The following is a 15,045-nucleotide window of genomic DNA, read 5'->3' as shown; positions in this document are numbered from 1 at the left end:
GTCATCCTCCTAGATAACTGGTAGAAAGTTCGTTTTCGATGTCGTGTGGATCGCCGGTCTTGACGACGCGTCCCTGCAACATCAGTGCGGCCGAGGTCGCGATGGGCAGCACCGCTCGTGCGAACTGCTCAGCGACGAGAATGGAAATGCCTTCGGCTGCAAGCGAGCCGACGACGTCGTACATCTGCGAGACGATTCGAGGTGCGAGGCCCATCGACAGCTCGTCGAGCAGGAGCACCGTCGGGTGAGTGCCGAGTGCCCGTGACAGCGCCAGCATCTGCTGCTCGCCGCCGGACATCGATCCGGCCAACTGTCCGCGCCGCTCCCCCAGGATCGGGAACCTGCCGTACGCAACCTCTTCGAGTTCGGCCAACCCGACGCCCGTTCCGGTGGCGATCCACAGATTTTCGCGCACGGTCAGGTTGGCGAAGATCCCGCGCCCCTCGGGGATGGAGCAGACCCCCAGCCGAGCCAACTCCGAAGGCTCGACGCCGTTGACGACCTGGCCCGCGAGCCGGAACTCGCCGCGGGTGACCGGCAGGACACCCGAGCAGATCTTGAGCGTCGACGTCTTGCCACCGCCGTTGGGTCCGAGCAGCGCCACCACGGCGCCCGGTTCGAGAACCAGATCCACCCCGTGCAGAACCTCGATGGATCCGTAACCGGCACGGACACCGGACAGTTCGAGCAACGGTTCGGTGCGGTCGGGGCTGCGTATGCCCTCGTCGATTTTCGCCTCGCCAATTTTCGCTGAAGTCATACCGCCTCCTCCTCGGTCCCGATGTAGGCTGCGATCACTTCCGGATCCGTCCGGATCTTCTCCGGATCGCCCGAGGCGAGGACTGCGCCGTAGTCGAGCACGTGAATGGTCGAGCACACCTTCATCACCAGCGGAATGTCGTGCTCCACCAGACAGATTCCGAGTCCCCCCGCTGCCAGTTCGGTGAGCATCTCGGCAAAGACCTCGGTTTCCTGCTCGGTCTGGCCCGACGCCGGTTCGTCGAGCAGCAGCACTCGCGGGTCGGTCATGAGGGCTCGCGCAACTTCGACGACGCGGGCGCGTCCGGTGGGGATGTCCGCGACGTCCTTGTCCGCAACATCCGTCAGCCCGGTCAGCTCCAGCAGACGATCCGTCTCGCTGTCCACGTCGATCTTGTTGCGGCCGTTCGCCTTGTGGATGTCTCCCGCGACGCGCAGGTTGTCACGCACCGACAGTGAGACGAACAGTTCGAGCCGCTGGAAGGTACGTGCCAGCCCGCGACCTGCCCGCTTGTGCGGCGGCAGCTTCGTCACGTCGACGCCGCCGAGGAACACCTGACCGGAGGTGGGTTTCTGCAGCCCGGTGATGGTGTTGAAGAGCGTCGTCTTACCGGCGCCGTTCGGGCCGATCAACCCGGTCACCGTTCCCGGAGCCACCGTCAGTGAAACGTCCTTGACGGCCACGTGCCCGCCGAAACGAACGCTCACACCGCGTGTTTCGAGCAGAGGTGTCTCAGACATGAGCGGTCAACTCCTTCGGTGAGCCGCCCTGGTACTGAGGAATGCCCAGTTCGCGGTCGATCTCGTCACGGATCTCGGGGCTGTACGGAACGTCGATCCCGACGTCCTCGGGAACGATTGTCGACTTGGCAGCCAGTTCTTCCGGGGTGAGAACCGCACGGGGCATGACCATCTCACCGATCACCGGCAGCATGAACACCACCGCGATCGTGATGGACGCGAACCACCAGTTGCCGAGCACCCCGGTCAGAGCAAGGACGTAGGTCAGCAGAACGACTGCGGCGCCGCCGATCAGAACCGGCCTGGCATCGGTGAGCCGACGGTATCCCTCGATCACGCTGTGCACGGTGCCACTGGGGTTCGCGCCGACCCCGATGCCGATCAGTGCCGGGCTGACGGCCGCGATGTTGCCGAAGAGCAGCCACATTCCCTCCAACTCCGGTTGCGCCGAAGCCAGATTGGTGAACGAGACCATGATGACGGCAAAACCGATTCCGGCCATCAGTCCACCGAACAGGGCACCGGTGACGTATCCGATACCCGCGACGACGGTCAGCATGAGCAGCGAGAGGCTGACCATGATGGCAAAGCTCTCGCCCGAAACGGAGCCCATGGCGCTCGACATCAGAATGCCGCCGAGACCGGCGATCCCCGAGGAGATCATGAAGACACTCAGCTTGAGCCGAACCAGGCTCTGCCCGAGCATGGCCGAACCGGCCGGGCTGTCCTTCATCGCAGCGAGTCGGCGCCCGTAGCCGCTGTTACGCAACGCGATGACGCCGACACCGAGCACCGAGAACAGCGCGGTCACGGTCATCAGGAACACCGTCTCGTTGCTCAGATCGAGCGGGCCGATCTTCAGCGGCGGGAGGGCGATGTTGCCGTCCTTGAACAGCGAATACTTCATGCCGAACATCTCGTGCTCGGTGGTGTCACGAAGGACCATGTTGGAGAGGAACACTCCGAAGGCCATGGTCGCAAGCGCCAGATACAGTCCTCGCAGCCGCAGCGCCGGCAGGGCAACCAGGCCGCCGATGACTGCGGTGACCAGGACTCCGACGACGATGCCCCACAGGTTGAGGTGCGCGGCCAACCCGGAACCGGAGATCCCGAAATGGAAGGCCACGATGGTGGCGATAGCACCGAAAGATACCGGCGCCAAGTTCAATTCACCCGCATAACCGGTGAGGAGGGTGAGCGAGAGCGCGATGATCGCGAACGTCATTCCGATGGTCAGTGTGGTGACCGCGGAGGTCACCATCAGCAGACGGATCAGGTACACGATGACGATCAGCGCCACGCCCCAGACGACGGCCTTGCGCACGCTCGGCACGTGGTAACGCTCGCGAGTCCGAGTGACCGCGCCACGCAACCGGTCCTGTGGGAGCACGATCAACACCACGAACAGCGCGATCATCGGCAGGGAGACACGGAAATTCGACGTCCAGCTCCAACTCGTCGGAAAGTACGCCAATACGTACGTACCGGCAAGCCCGAGAACCACGGCGCCGACAAACGTGCGCGGAATGCTGCGCAACCGGCCGAACATGGCCGCGGCAAACGCGTCGATCACCAAGAGCGTCAACATGTTCGCCTCGAGTGTGCCGCCGCTGATCGGGGTGATCAGGATGCCGGCCAGGACTGCGAGCGTCGAACCCATCGCCCAGGACAGTGCCGCGAGACGCTCCGGATTGTGGCCGTTGAGGCGCAGTAGTTCCGGATCGTCGACGACGCCGCGCATCGCGACGCCGGCGCGGGTGCGCGTAAACAGGAGCCGCAGGCCGACGGCGATAGCGATCGCAACGAGGATGCAGATCAACTCGTGGTAGCGGATGCTTGCGCCGAACACCGTGATCTTGGACTGGTCGCCGAAAAACATCTGCATCGTCCGAGCAGTTTCGGGGTGCCAGAACCAATGCGAGATCGAGAGCATACCGAGCAGGATCGAGACCGTCACAACGATTTTCGTGACCTCCGCCGTATCGCGCAGACCCTTCATGATCAAGACGTAGAGGCCGAGGCCCATCAGTGGCCCGACCAGGACGAGTGAAATCAGCAAGGCAACGGCGGTGGGAAGTTCCCAGCCGTAGCGCAACTGCCAGTAGATGAACGCACCGAGCATTGCCTGAGCACCGTGCGCGAAATTGAAAATGCCTGACGTGTTGTACGTAAGCACCAGCCCGGAGGCGGCGATCGCATACACCGATCCCAGGACCAAACCCAAGATCGTGAAAGTGACAAAAGTGTTCATAGCTGAACCCTCGTTAGGGACTCGGGCGGTGGTTGGCGCTCACCGCCCGAGTCAGGAGAATCAGGACTGCGGCTTGATGACGTTCGCGTTCTGGTACTTCGTCGACACGCGGTCGGCGCCGAGTTCGGTTCCCCACGTGCTCTTGTCGGTCGCGACGAGGTACTTGGGGTCACACTTGAATTCGCCCGCGGTGGACGGGAATGCCTGCGAGTAGGTATTGCCCTTCAGCGAGGTCATGAGTCCGCAAGTGGCCGGCATGTTCTTGCCGGGATCGGTGGCGGCGTGCAATCCGCCGCCGTCCCACTCGTGAATGTTCGAGAGTTCGTCGACCATGCACTGGCGCGTCAGATCGCTGCCGCACTCGTCCGCGGCGGCCGCCCACAGCAGGAACGACGACGCCGCCTGCATCCCGAGGAGCGCCGTCTTTCCGCCCTGCTCGGAGACCAGATCCACGTACTTCTTCACTGCGGGCACCTTGTCCGCGTTCTCGAGCATCTGGAAGGTCATGCCCGCGTTGAGGTTGTCGAGCAGGCCGGTGTCCTTGTTCCAATCGGAGACGGTCGCGCCGTACCAGGTGGCTTCGCCGAAGAAGATGGGCTCGATCCCGACCTGGTCGAGAGCCTTCACGAAGTTCAGCTCCGACGGGCTCGCCGATCGTGACGTCCAGATACCCTTCGCGCCACACTCCTTGTACTTCTCGGCAAACGGCACGTAGCTCGATTCGCCCTCGTAGTTGAGGGTGACGCCACAATCCTTGAGCTTGAAACCCGCAGCCTCGGCGATCGAGCGAATCTTCGTGGTAGAGCTGATGATCGTGGGCATCGTACTGTTGACGACGTCGAAGTCGTTCACCAGGTCGGGGTGCATCTCGGCCATCTGGAACCACTGCGAGCCGTTCGCGTAATCGACCGGGAACGGGACACCCTGGAACGTCATCGGTCCGTTGGCTGCGTCGGGCGAGACGGTGAAGCCTGGCACGGACACCAGATTGCACGCGACACGCGTCTGCTCGGCGGTCTGATCCATCGCGAAGCCGTAGCCGACCATCATGAACTGGCTTGCGCACGCTTCCTGCATGACCGAGTTGGCCTGCGTCATCGCGGCGTCGTAGTCGGTTCCGACGACCTTGCGGCCGTTGATGCCGCCCTGATCGTTGCACCACGAGATGAGCGCGTTCACCGCGTCGCTCATTTCCTTGTTCAGCCCCGGCGACTTCACGTACCCGCGGTCGTCGCCGAATCCGATCTTGATCTCGGTGTCGCTGACGCCCTGATCGGTTGCGCCGGTGGCGTCTCCTTCGCCACACGGCGAATCGAGGGTGCCGAACTTCGCATCGGAGGTGCTCGACGCGAGGTCGGCGCTGACGCCGGATCCGCCGACAGCGACGGCGTAGGGATCGTCACCACGATTCGATGCGCAGGCTGACGCCAGAACGGCGGTCGCGGCGAGTGCCACGATCAGCTTCGTGGACTTGTTGGGCTTCACGGTCGGAGCTCTCCTTCTCACTGACAGACACCGAGAAACAGGGGTGAAACCCCTGTTCCGGTGCGCTCGGTGCCCGTAGGTAATCAGCGTTTAAAACGGTCCGAATGTGCCTTCCCGGTGAGTGAGACCAAAAAGTGAGGTCCCACACAGGGTTCCAATTTCGTGGCGCTGAACACATCACGAACGGCAGCGCCGCAGCCCACGCGCGGGGACGTACTCCACGGAGCCCCTGTTCGCATCCCGTTCGCTGTACTTTTACGCGTTCGATACGCACAATTCACGTTGTGACCGCAGAGCTCGTAATCCTCCTGGTGGTAGTTGTCACCGCCCTCGCGTTCGATTTCACGAATGGTTTTCACGACACCGGTAACGCAATGGCCACCTCCATCGCGACCGGTGCACTCAAGCCCAAAGTTGCGGTCACACTTTCCGCGATCCTGAACCTGGTCGGTGCGTTCCTGTCCGTCGAGGTCGCCGCGACGGTGGCCAAAGGTGTCGTCAACCTCGGCGCGGTCAGCGGGCAGGATCTGCTGCTGATCGTGTTCGCCGGTCTTGTCGGCGGAATCATCTGGAACCTGGCGACCTGGCTTCTCGGATTGCCGTCGAGCTCCTCGCACGCACTGTTCGGCGGATTGATCGGCGCCGCAATCGCCTCCATCGGTATGGGCGGAGTCGAGTGGGGTGGAGTTCTGACCAAGGTCGTCGTCCCCGCAATTCTCGCGCCGGTCGTCGCGGCTCTGGTCGCCGGCGTCGGCACCAAGCTCGTGTACCGCATCACCGCATCCGTCAAGGAAGACGAGCGCGAGCGCGGTTTCCGTTTCGGACAGATCGGCACCGCCTCACTGATCTCACTTGCACACGGCACCAATGACGCCCAGAAGACGATGGGCGTCATCTTTTTGGCCCTGGTCGCTCACGGCACCATCACCGCCGAAACCGAGATGCCGTTCTGGGTGAAGTTCACCTGTGCCGTCGCGATCGCTCTCGGCACATACCTCGGCGGTTGGCGCATCATCCGCACGCTGGGCAAGGGCCTTGTCGAGATCGCCGCGCCGCAGGGTCTGGCAGCCGAAGCCTCGTCCGCCGCCATCATTCTCACGTCGAGCCACCTCGGACTCCCCCTCTCGACCACCCACGTCGCCACCGGATCGATCCTCGGTACCGGCATCGGCCGCAAGGGCGCCGAGGTCCGCTGGGGCGTCGCGGGCCGGATGGCCGCCGCCTGGTTGATCACCTTGCCGTCGGCCGCCGTCGTCGGCGCTATCTGCTGGGCACTCGCGCATCTGGTCGGCGGACTTGCCGGGGTGCTCGTCGTCTTCGCCGCTCTCATCGCGTTCGCGATCTTCATGTACCTGCGTTCGCGTAAGGAACCCGTAGACGCGGCCAACGTGACCGCCGAATGGGACGAGAATCCGGATGTGACGGCTCGAGAGATTCCGGTCGCCGATCCCACTCCGTCCACCGAACCCACTCGCAACTCCTGAAAGGGGCGCAAGAGAATGCATCTACTCACCGATACCCTCGATTCGCTCTGGCAGGTAGTGGCAGTCGGACTGCTCTTCGGAGCCGGACTGCCGGCGATCTTCGCCTTCGGTCTCAAGTCGCTGAGCCTGCCGAACGCCGACGGCACCGAAGGACCGTCCACCCTGGGTAAAATGGGTGCGTACCTCTGTTTTGTGGTCGTGCTCGTCACGATCTTCGCCGGAATACTGTTGTTGATGAAGAACTTCTTGGCCAGCACGTTCGGAATCCACGTCTTCTGAGTGGTCGTCGCGGCACACCACTGAAACCACCGAAACGAAAATGAGGCCGAGGATTTGAGCAAGTATTCATTGCGCAGCGTGCTCGACTGGCTGCGTGCCGGGTACCCCGAGGGCATCCCGGACAAGGATCATTTTGCACTGCTCGCCGTTCTCCGTCGTCGTCTGACCGACGAGGAGATCGAGCAGGTCGTTTCGATGTCCATCGAGTCCGCACACGAGGTACCGGACCGGCACGTCGACTACGACACCATCCGCGCCATCATCGAGGGAATCCTCAACGAGGAGCCTTCCGAGGACGACGTCGATCGTGTCACCGAGAGGTTGCGCGCAGGTGGGTGGCCAGTCATCGAAGACGCGGAATCCGACAACGAAGTTCGAGACGTGAGCTGACCTCATGGCCCTTCCGCCCTTCCTCACGTCGATAGTCGGCTGGTTGCGGGCCGGCTATCCCAATGGCGTCCCCGAGCAGGACTACATCCCGCTCTTCGCACTTCTCACTCGCAGACTCTCCGAAACCGAGGTCGACGCCGTCGCCGACGCGTTGATCGAGGACGGCGATCTACCCATCGAGAAGACCGACATCCAGGTCCTCATCACGAAGATCACCAACGAGATGCCACTCGAAACCGACGTCGACCGCGTGCGAAGCCATCTGGCTGCCGGTGGTTGGCCGCTGGCCGGGCCGGATGTCCGGTGAACGTTCTTCGCACACTGGCCGTTCCGCAGGGTGAGGCGGTTTACGAGGTACTGCCGCGCATCGCGCAGATCCTCGAAGGCAAGCACGACGCCGTGCTCCCCGTCCCGGCGTCCGACGCGCGCGAGACGGCCCGCCTGAGCGATGCTCTGCACCCCGATCAGCCCATCGACGACGGTGCTTCGCTGGTAGTCGCGACCTCGGGAACCACCGGCACTCCGAAGGGTGCGATGCTCACGGCGAGCGCACTGCGGGCAAGCTGCGACGCGACGCATGAACGCCTCGGCGGGCCGGGGTCCTGGTTGCTAGTTCTCCCCCCGCACCACATCGCCGGTATGCAGGTTCTGTTGCGCAGTGTCCTCGCCGGAACACAACCGGTGATCGTCGACGTCAGTGCGGGTTTCGACCCGGCGGCATTGCCGGGCGCTGTCGCCGCGATGAGCGGACCGCGCCGCTACACCTCGTTGGTGCCGACGCAGTTGGTCAAGGCGCTCGGTGATCGCGCCGCGGTCGAGGCGTTGGCTTCGCTCGACGCTGTCCTGCTCGGCGGCGCTGCGACTCCAGCACCGGTACTCGCGCAGGCAGCCGAAGCTGGCGTCACCGTCGTCCGGACCTACGGAATGAGCGAGACGTCAGGCGGCTGTGTGTACGACGGAATCCCATTGTCCGGGGCACGGATTCGTATCGACGACGGCCGGGTTCTGCTGGGTGGGCCGATGCTCGCGTCCGGGTACCGCGGGCTTCCCGACCACCCTGCCTTCGCCGAGCCCGGGTGGTTCCGGACCGACGACGCCGGATCAGTGGTCGACGGGGTCCTTAGCATCAGCGGCCGGTTGGACGAGGCAATCTCCACCGGCGGGCTGACCGTCGTACCGCAGGTGGTCGAGGCCGCGTTGGCCGATCATCCTGCCGTGCGCGAGTGCGCGGTGATCGGCGTCGACGACCAGCGGCTGGGGCAGCGGGTGGTGGCCGTGGTCGTACCCGAGGGCGAAGCTCCGACGCTCGAAGAACTTCGCGCACATGCTCAGCGGACACTCGACGTCACTGCAGCGCCGCGGGAGCTGTTCGTCGTGGACGCACTCCCCCTGCGTGGACCTGGCAAGCTCGATCGCGCCGCTCTGGTGGCGCGGTTCAGCTAGCAGCCGCAGCACGATTGTTCAGCCGCAGGCCTGATCAGCGCCGCGGCTGCACAATCAGCGCGCGGCTCCGCGGAGGCAAGCCCGCTCGAACCTTTCGCGGACGCGTTCGAAGTCGCGAAGATCCGCCCATACCCACCGGAACACCTCGAACCCCGCGTCCCGGATAGCGTCCTCCCGCAGTTTCTCCCGCTCTACCGCCCTACCCGGATTGTCGCCGCGGTACTTGACCATCCCGTCGAACTCGCCCACCACACCGTGCTCTTTCCAGAAGAAATCGACCCTTGCGATGAACCGGCCAACGTGACGGATCTCGTGCTGCAGGGTCGGCATCGGCCAACCGTCGTCGCGCATGCGTACCCGGCTGATGGACTCCCCCGGACTCTCGGCACCAGGTTCGATGAACGTCGCCGCCACTCGAGCGCGACTCATCCCCAGCCGTCCGCGCGCATGATCGAGCGAAGCGTCGACGTTCTCACGCCTCATCCCACGTCGCAGGGCGCAATCACCGATCACCACGGCGGTCTCGAACGGCGTCGTCCGTGCGAGGTCGACGAACGTTCGCGCAAGCGACGTGGTTGCGACGCCGTCGATCAGCACGACCTCCTCGGTCGGGACCACTGCTGGATGAAGATGCAAGGTCTGGCTCTTCCGCCCACCCGAGCATCGGTTCCGCGTCATGTGCACGGTGTCCAATCGCAATCCGCCGCAATCCAATCCGTGCGTGACCGCTGCCGAAGCGTGGCTCACGATTGCGTCTGGTCCACAGCTTTCCGCGGCTGCCATGACAGCGCAGCGGTGGCGTGCTCTCGCATCGAGTTCGCGGAAGTGATCGGCGCGCATGTAGATCCCCGCTGCGATTCGGTGCAGCTCACCGCGCCTGACCGCTCGCTGCAACTGCGCGTCGCTGGTGCCGTCGCGGTGAGCCTGTGCCCGCGTGAGAATCTCCATGCAGCGAGCGTGATGCCGCCGCGCCCGCACACCGACAAGCAAGATCCGTCTGGGGATTGTTTGCCGGTTGTGGAGCACCGACCTCGCGCGCTGTGCAAGTAACCGCAAGTTCCACGCAAGGTCCATGCAAGATCGGTCTGCCAAGCTTCATCCCATGAACCACACAGCTTCGCCTCTTGCCATCGAGGCCGACGGACTCGTCAAGAAGTTCGGCGAGCACCGCGCGGTCGACGGCGTCAGCCTCACCGTCCCCACCGGCTCGGTCTTCGGCGTCCTCGGGCCGAACGGCGCCGGCAAGACCACCACCGTCCGTATGCTCGCTACCCTCCTGCGCCCCGACGGCGGTGAGGCGCGCATCTTCGGCCACGACGTCAGCCGTGAACCCACCGCGGTCCGATCTCTGATCGGCGTCACCGGCCAGTACGCCTCCGTCGACGAGGATCTGACCGCGACCGAGAACCTCGTGATCTTCTCGAGGCTGCTCGGCCTGAGCCGCCGCGATGCGCGTACCAAGTCCCTCGAGCTCCTCGAGGAGTTCGACCTGGTCGAGGCCGCAACCAAACCGCTGAAGAACTTCTCCGGCGGGATGCGTCGACGCCTGGATCTGGCGGCAAGCCTGATCGCTCGCCCGCCGCTGCTGTTTCTCGACGAGCCCACCACCGGCCTCGATCCGCGCACCCGCGCCCAGATGTGGGTGACCATCCGACGATTGGTCGCCGAGGGTTCGACGGTGTTGCTCACCACGCAGTATCTGGACGAGGCCGATCAGTTGGCGGATCGCATCGCGGTGATCGACCGCGGCCGCGTGATCGCCAACGGCACCGCCGACGAACTCAAGGCTTCGGTCGGGATCTCCTCGCTCCAGCTCAAGCTGGTCGATCGTGATCGCACCGAGGAAGCTCGCTCGCTCATCGCGTCGGCGCTCGGCGTCGAGGTAGGTGTCACGCCCGAGGTCGGACGGATCACCGCCCCGTTGAGCGACCCGTCCATCACCGCCGACCTGTTGATCCGCCTGCGCGAGCAAGGTATCGCCGTCGACGAGATCAACGTACAGAAACCCAGCCTGGACGAAGTGTTCCTGACCATCACCGGGCACCAGCCCGAAGACGGTGGACGCAACGACGCCCAGTCCGACAACGACTCCGATCGGAGCGTCGCATGACAACCACCCTCACCAAACCCCGGTTGCCGATAGCCCAGCCGGATGCCGCACCCCGCCGCATCAGCCTGCAGCAGAGCTTCGCGAACACGTTCACGATGGCTTACCGCGGAATTCTCAAGATCAAGCACAACCCCGAGCAACTGTTCGACGTCGTCATCCAGCCGATCATCTTCACGTTGATGTTCACCTACATCTTCGGCGGCGCGATCGCCGGTGACGTGACGGCATATCTGCCGACGATCATCCCCGGCATCCTCGTCCAGACCGTCATCACCGGTTCCATCGTCACGGGCACTCAGCTTCGTGAGGACATGGACAAGGGCGTGTTCGACCGCTTCAAGTCCCTTCCCATCGCTCGAATCGCCCCGCTGTCCGGTGCATTGCTCGCCGACGTCGTGCGCTACGGTATCGCCACGACTATCACGTTCATCGTCGGTTTCGCGATGGGTTACCGCCCCGCTGGCGGCGTGGTCGGCATTCTGTCTGCCGCGATTCTGGTCATGGTGTGCGCATTCTCCATCAGCTGGATCTTCGCCCTCATGGGCGTGCTGATGAACAAAGCGTCCACGGTGCAGGGTGTTTCGATGCTCGTGCTGTTCCCGCTGACTTTCCTGTCGAATGCGTTCGTCGATCCTGCCACCATGCCGAGTTGGCTTCAGAAGTTCGTGAACGTCAATCCGGTCTCACACCTGGTGACCGCGGTTCGCGAGTTGGCCAACGACGGCCACTTCGGTATCCACGTCGTGTGGTCGCTGGTGGGCGCCGCAGTGATCGTTGCCGTCATGGCACCTTTGACCGTGCGGATGTACATGCGCAAGACGTAAGTCCCGCAAAATCGTCCAAACCTAATCCAGCGCCGGTCCGCGAAGCGCAGCCAACACTGCTTCGCGGACCGCTCTGCGTGAGTAGCCCGACACCTTCTCGGTTTCCACAGACCACCTGTCGGCTCCGACCACACCAACCGCGAAGTCGGAGAGGCGCGCATGGTGGAGCGAGACGAAGTCTTGTCTCCCGGGCATTTTCAACGACAGAGCCATCAGTTCGACCCCGCGGTCGATGTTGCCCGTGACAAGATCGAACGAGCCGATCGCCGACGCCAAGGAACCCGCGAGCGGCAGGTCCGCATAGCCGTTCGGATCGAACTTGAGAGCACCCGAATCCTTCATCTGCAGAACACGATCGGCCACGAGTTCATGTCGTCCGTGAACGACGTGAGCGCACACTGCCGCGGCACCGAGCAGAACGACGAAGGGATCACCGAAGATGTTCTCGATTGCAGGACCCAACAGCTCCAGTGCTTCTCGATACCGAGCCAGTCCGTCCTCGATACGGCCGTCCGCGAGATCCGCCTCGGCAATGCTCGCCATGAGCGCCGCGCGCCGTTGATCGGTTTCGATGGCACCGGTCCCGGTCGAGTGTGCCAGGGCCGGCCGTGCCCGATCGAGAAGTGTTCGCCCGCCGGCGGTGTCACCGGATGCGATCATCGCTCCGGCTTGAAAGCAGATGAGCTGCATCGCCTCGTCACGTGCACCGAGACGTTCCATCGACGCCGCTGCGATCGCGTAGAACGCAATGGCGTCGCTGTAGCGGGCGGACTGGCTGTGAACCGACCCGACATGCTGGGCTGCCATCGCCAGTCCCCACTCGTCACCGACACTGGTCGCGTAGTCGAACAGAGTCTGCCCGTCCAGCAATGCGCCGCGCAGATCGCCGATGTTCTCCCGCATGTTCGAACGCGCGGCCAGCGCAGCCATTCGGGTCTCGGGGTCGGAACTGCGAACGCCTTCCGCAACCAACCGCGCAAGTTTGTGGTTGGCGATCCCACTCGTGGAGAGCCTGATCAGAAAGGCGAACAACGGACCGAGATCATCGCGCTCACGCAACAGCTTTCGAAGACGAACCCGCGCACGGGCATGGTTTCGATCGGCCTCCGCAAAGAAGAGATGCATCGCCACCAGAATGAACGTCGCGCCCACCAGTTCTGCGTTCACATCGCGCAGATCGTTGTCCGCGGTCGCCTCGACGATCTTCGACGCCCAGTTCGAGATTTCCGAGTTCGATCCTCGTACTGCCCACAGAATCGCGAGGACGGGAAAGACGTTGGCCACGGTGACCGCGTCGCCGCGCTCCACTGCCCAGCGCAGTACAGCGAGAAGGTTGTCGTGCTCGGCGTCCAGGTCGGCAATCAGGCGAAGCTGATCCGTTCGTGATCGCACAACGGCGTCCTCGGCGATCGCGATCGCCCAGACATCCAGGCGCCGAATCACTTCCGGCCCCTCGCCGGACGCAGCGAGCTGCTCCTCGCCGTATTCACGGACCGTCTCGAGCATGTAGTAGCGAAGCTCACCCATCCCGTCGCTGACGGAAAGTAGCGACTGATTCACCAGCGCTTCGACGGCACCGGCCACATCGGTCAACTCGCCCCACCCTGCAACGGCCTGCGCCGAAGAAAGCGTGAAGCCTGCCGGGAATCGGCACAACCGACGCAGCGCAATCTGATCTCCGCCGCCCAGCAGATTCCAACTCCAGTCGATCACCGCGTGAAGCGTGCGATGCCGATCCGGCGACGTCGGATCATCGGAGCGCAACAACGCGAACCGATCTCGCAGTCTCGAACCGATTTCGTCGACGCTCATCGTCCGGACCCGAGCGGCGGCGAGTTCGATCGCCAACGGGAGTCCGTCGAGCGTCGTACACAGCTTGACGACGGCGTCGACGTCCAGATGAACCGAAGGCCGCACCGCGCGGGCTCTCGCCGAGAAGAGCTCGACTGCCGAGCCGGTTCCGTCGTCGATCGCCAACGGCGGCAACGGGTACACCGCCTCGGCGCTGATCATGAGCGGAGATCGACTGGTGGTCAGTACCGTCAGCTGACGGCCGGCCGCGATCATCTCGGCCACGATCTCCGAACACGCGCCGATCACGTGCTCGCAGTTGTCGAGGATGAGCAACATCGGACCGGCGGACAGTGCCTCTTTGAGTCGCTCTCGCGCCGAATGTGTCCGGCCGACGGTCAATTTTCCTGGCGCCAGGTCGGATTCACTGATTCCGAGGGTGCCACCGATAGCCGCGATCACATCTTCGCTGCTGCGCAACGACGCCAACTCCACCAGTACCACCGAGACGCCCGGCTGGTTCACGGATGCACGTAGACCCAATTCGTGTGCAAGACGGGTCTTTCCGGCACCGCCGGGTCCGAGAATCGTTACCACACGTGAGCGGGCGAGCAAGGATTCGATCTGGTCGATGTCGTTGTCGCGACCGAGCAGGGTGTTGGGCGCAGCGCGCAGGCCGATCGCACGCGCAATCCGCGGTATTGCCGCCGGCGCCCCCAGAAGTTCTGCGTTCAGAGTCACCAATACAGGTGACGGATCAGCGCCCAGACGGTTGGCGAGGTGGTTGCGGAACTCCGCGAACACTTCGAGTGCCTCGTTGACCCGGCCGGCTCCGGCGAGCGCACGCATCAGCGCTTCGGCTGCCGTGTCGTCGAATGGACTCGCCAAGTGCCGTCCGCGCACCAGAGGAATGGCTGCCGCGTACTCCCCCAACGTGAGGAACGCATCGATCCGCGCCGTCTCCAGTTCGTCGTACACGCGGCCCGCGTCGAGCGCCAGACGATCTGCGACGTCGCCGACGACGTCGCTCCCGGGTGTACCGCGCCACAGGCGCAGCGCCTCGGTCGCGGCCGCAAGTGCCTCGGACGCCTCGGCGTCGCCGGCGCGCAGACGACGGGCCGTGTCCGCTGCCCTGGCCAGGTCGACGCGCGGCCTGGCGAGAGTGAGTCGGTATCCGGCCGCCGTGACCTCGAGGGCCCCGTCCGGGAGTGCAGATCGCAGGCGCGAGACCTGAGTGTGGAGGGCGTTCATCGGTGAGCGCGGCGGCTCCAACCCCCAGACGTCGTCGATCAGGCTTTGCGCGGTACGTGGCTCGCCAGGATTGCGAGCCAGCGCAACCAGCAGAGTTCGAGCCCGCGGACCCGGCAGCGGAACGAGGCGATCGCCCACTTTGGTCGAAACGGGTCCGAGCAAGGCAATGTCGGCCAGGTCTTCGCCCGACTGCGCGTACCTGGCGCGCTCACTCACGTCTCGAGTCATGTGCTGATC

General features: G+C 64.1%; 13 protein-coding genes. 7 read left to right on the top strand and 6 right to left on the bottom strand.

The genetic code is table 11. The annotated features are described in order from the left end of the window. Position 1: 1 nt before the first annotated feature. Genes R4P65_RS00980 through R4P65_RS00965 form a run of 4 tightly spaced genes read right to left on the bottom strand, consistent with a single transcriptional unit; the run spans position 2 to position 5,236 of the window. Positions 2-760 carry an ABC transporter ATP-binding protein gene (locus R4P65_RS00980; RefSeq protein ID WP_317825146.1) on the bottom strand — a complete coding sequence of 253 codons (759 nt, stop codon included), beginning with the start codon at positions 758-760 and terminating at the stop codon, positions 2-4. Beyond that, on the bottom strand, positions 757-1,500 hold the full coding sequence (locus tag R4P65_RS00975; RefSeq protein WP_317825145.1) for an ABC transporter ATP-binding protein: 744 nt from the start codon (positions 1,498-1,500) through the stop codon (positions 757-759). The genes R4P65_RS00980 and R4P65_RS00975 overlap by 4 nt, the downstream gene beginning before the upstream one ends. Continuing rightward, a complete protein-coding gene (locus R4P65_RS00970) occupies positions 1,493-3,751 on the bottom strand; it encodes an ABC transporter permease (RefSeq protein WP_317825144.1) in 2,259 nt (752 codons plus the stop codon). The genes R4P65_RS00975 and R4P65_RS00970 overlap by 8 nt, the downstream gene beginning before the upstream one ends. 60 nt (positions 3,752-3,811) lie before the next feature. After that, a complete protein-coding gene (locus R4P65_RS00965) occupies positions 3,812-5,236 on the bottom strand; it encodes an ABC transporter substrate-binding protein (RefSeq protein ID WP_317825143.1) in 1,425 nt (474 codons plus the stop codon). A 284-nt stretch (positions 5,237-5,520) separates the two neighbouring features. Here R4P65_RS00965 and R4P65_RS00960 point away from each other — a divergent pair, with 284 nt between their 5' ends. Genes R4P65_RS00960 through menE form a run of 5 tightly spaced genes read left to right on the top strand, consistent with a single transcriptional unit; the run spans position 5,521 to position 8,832 of the window. Then, the gene (locus tag R4P65_RS00960) at positions 5,521-6,720 is read left to right on the top strand and encodes an inorganic phosphate transporter (RefSeq protein WP_317825142.1); all 1,200 of its coding nucleotides are present in this window, start codon (positions 5,521-5,523) and stop codon (positions 6,718-6,720) included. A 15-nt stretch (positions 6,721-6,735) separates the two neighbouring features. Continuing rightward, on the top strand, positions 6,736-6,999 hold the full coding sequence (locus R4P65_RS00955) for a hypothetical protein (protein WP_230812130.1): 264 nt from the start codon (positions 6,736-6,738) through the stop codon (positions 6,997-6,999). A 54-nt stretch (positions 7,000-7,053) separates the two neighbouring features. Further along, positions 7,054-7,389 (top strand): DUF3349 domain-containing protein, encoded by a 336-nt coding sequence (locus R4P65_RS00950; RefSeq protein WP_230812129.1) that lies wholly within the window; start codon positions 7,054-7,056, stop codon positions 7,387-7,389. 4 nt (positions 7,390-7,393) lie between these two features. After that, complete coding sequence (locus tag R4P65_RS00945) at positions 7,394-7,696, top strand: DUF3349 domain-containing protein (protein ID WP_003941976.1); 303 nt, start codon at positions 7,394-7,396, stop codon at positions 7,694-7,696. Further along, positions 7,693-8,832: an o-succinylbenzoate--CoA ligase gene (menE, locus tag R4P65_RS00940; RefSeq protein WP_317825141.1), complete on the top strand. Its 1,140-nt coding sequence runs from the start codon at positions 7,693-7,695 to the stop codon at positions 8,830-8,832. The genes R4P65_RS00945 and menE overlap by 4 nt, the downstream gene beginning before the upstream one ends. Positions 8,833-8,886: 54 nt before the next feature. Here the strand turns inward: menE and R4P65_RS00935 are convergent, their stop codons facing one another. Further along, positions 8,887-9,780 carry a hypothetical protein gene (locus R4P65_RS00935; RefSeq protein ID WP_317825140.1) on the bottom strand — a complete coding sequence of 298 codons (894 nt, stop codon included), beginning with the start codon at positions 9,778-9,780 and terminating at the stop codon, positions 8,887-8,889. Between the two features lie 154 nt (positions 9,781-9,934). Between R4P65_RS00935 and R4P65_RS00930 the strand changes: the two genes are divergently transcribed. Continuing rightward, entirely contained in the window at positions 9,935-10,942 is a 1,008-nt protein-coding gene (locus tag R4P65_RS00930) for an ATP-binding cassette domain-containing protein (protein ID WP_317825139.1), read from the top strand. Continuing rightward, complete coding sequence (locus R4P65_RS00925) at positions 10,939-11,766, top strand: ABC transporter permease (RefSeq protein WP_317825138.1); 828 nt, start codon at positions 10,939-10,941, stop codon at positions 11,764-11,766. The genes R4P65_RS00930 and R4P65_RS00925 overlap by 4 nt, the downstream gene beginning before the upstream one ends. A 21-nt stretch (positions 11,767-11,787) precedes the next feature. Here the strand turns inward: R4P65_RS00925 and R4P65_RS00920 are convergent, their stop codons facing one another. Then, positions 11,788-15,036 carry a BTAD domain-containing putative transcriptional regulator gene (locus R4P65_RS00920; RefSeq protein WP_317825137.1) on the bottom strand — a complete coding sequence of 1,083 codons (3,249 nt, stop codon included), beginning with the start codon at positions 15,034-15,036 and terminating at the stop codon, positions 11,788-11,790. Positions 15,037-15,045 lie beyond the last annotated feature (9 nt).

The organism is Rhodococcus sp. IEGM 1318 (genome assembly GCF_033142465.1).
Lineage (GTDB): Bacteria > Actinomycetota > Actinomycetes > Mycobacteriales > Mycobacteriaceae > Rhodococcus_F > Rhodococcus_F qingshengii_B.
Note: the sequence above shows the minus strand (reverse complement) of the source record. Positions and strands in the feature narration are given on the sequence as shown.

Coding starts and splice junctions, on each gene's coding strand:
- R4P65_RS00980 (WP_317825146.1), bottom strand. CDS start 760: ATGACTTCAGCGAAAATTGGCGAGGCGAAAATCGACGAGGGCATACGC.
- R4P65_RS00975 (WP_317825145.1), bottom strand. CDS start 1,500: ATGTCTGAGACACCTCTGCTCGAAACACGCGGTGTGAGCGTTCGTTTC.
- R4P65_RS00970 (WP_317825144.1), bottom strand. CDS start 3,751: ATGAACACTTTTGTCACTTTCACGATCTTGGGTTTGGTCCTGGGATCG.
- R4P65_RS00955 (WP_230812130.1), top strand. CDS start 6,736: ATGCATCTACTCACCGATACCCTCGATTCGCTCTGGCAGGTAGTGGCA.
- R4P65_RS00945 (WP_003941976.1), top strand. CDS start 7,394: ATGGCCCTTCCGCCCTTCCTCACGTCGATAGTCGGCTGGTTGCGGGCC.
- R4P65_RS00935 (WP_317825140.1), bottom strand. CDS start 9,780: ATGGAGATTCTCACGCGGGCACAGGCTCACCGCGACGGCACCAGCGAC.
- R4P65_RS00930 (WP_317825139.1), top strand. CDS start 9,935: ATGAACCACACAGCTTCGCCTCTTGCCATCGAGGCCGACGGACTCGTC.
- R4P65_RS00925 (WP_317825138.1), top strand. CDS start 10,939: ATGACAACCACCCTCACCAAACCCCGGTTGCCGATAGCCCAGCCGGAT.
- R4P65_RS00920 (WP_317825137.1), bottom strand. CDS start 15,036: ATGACTCGAGACGTGAGTGAGCGCGCCAGGTACGCGCAGTCGGGCGAA.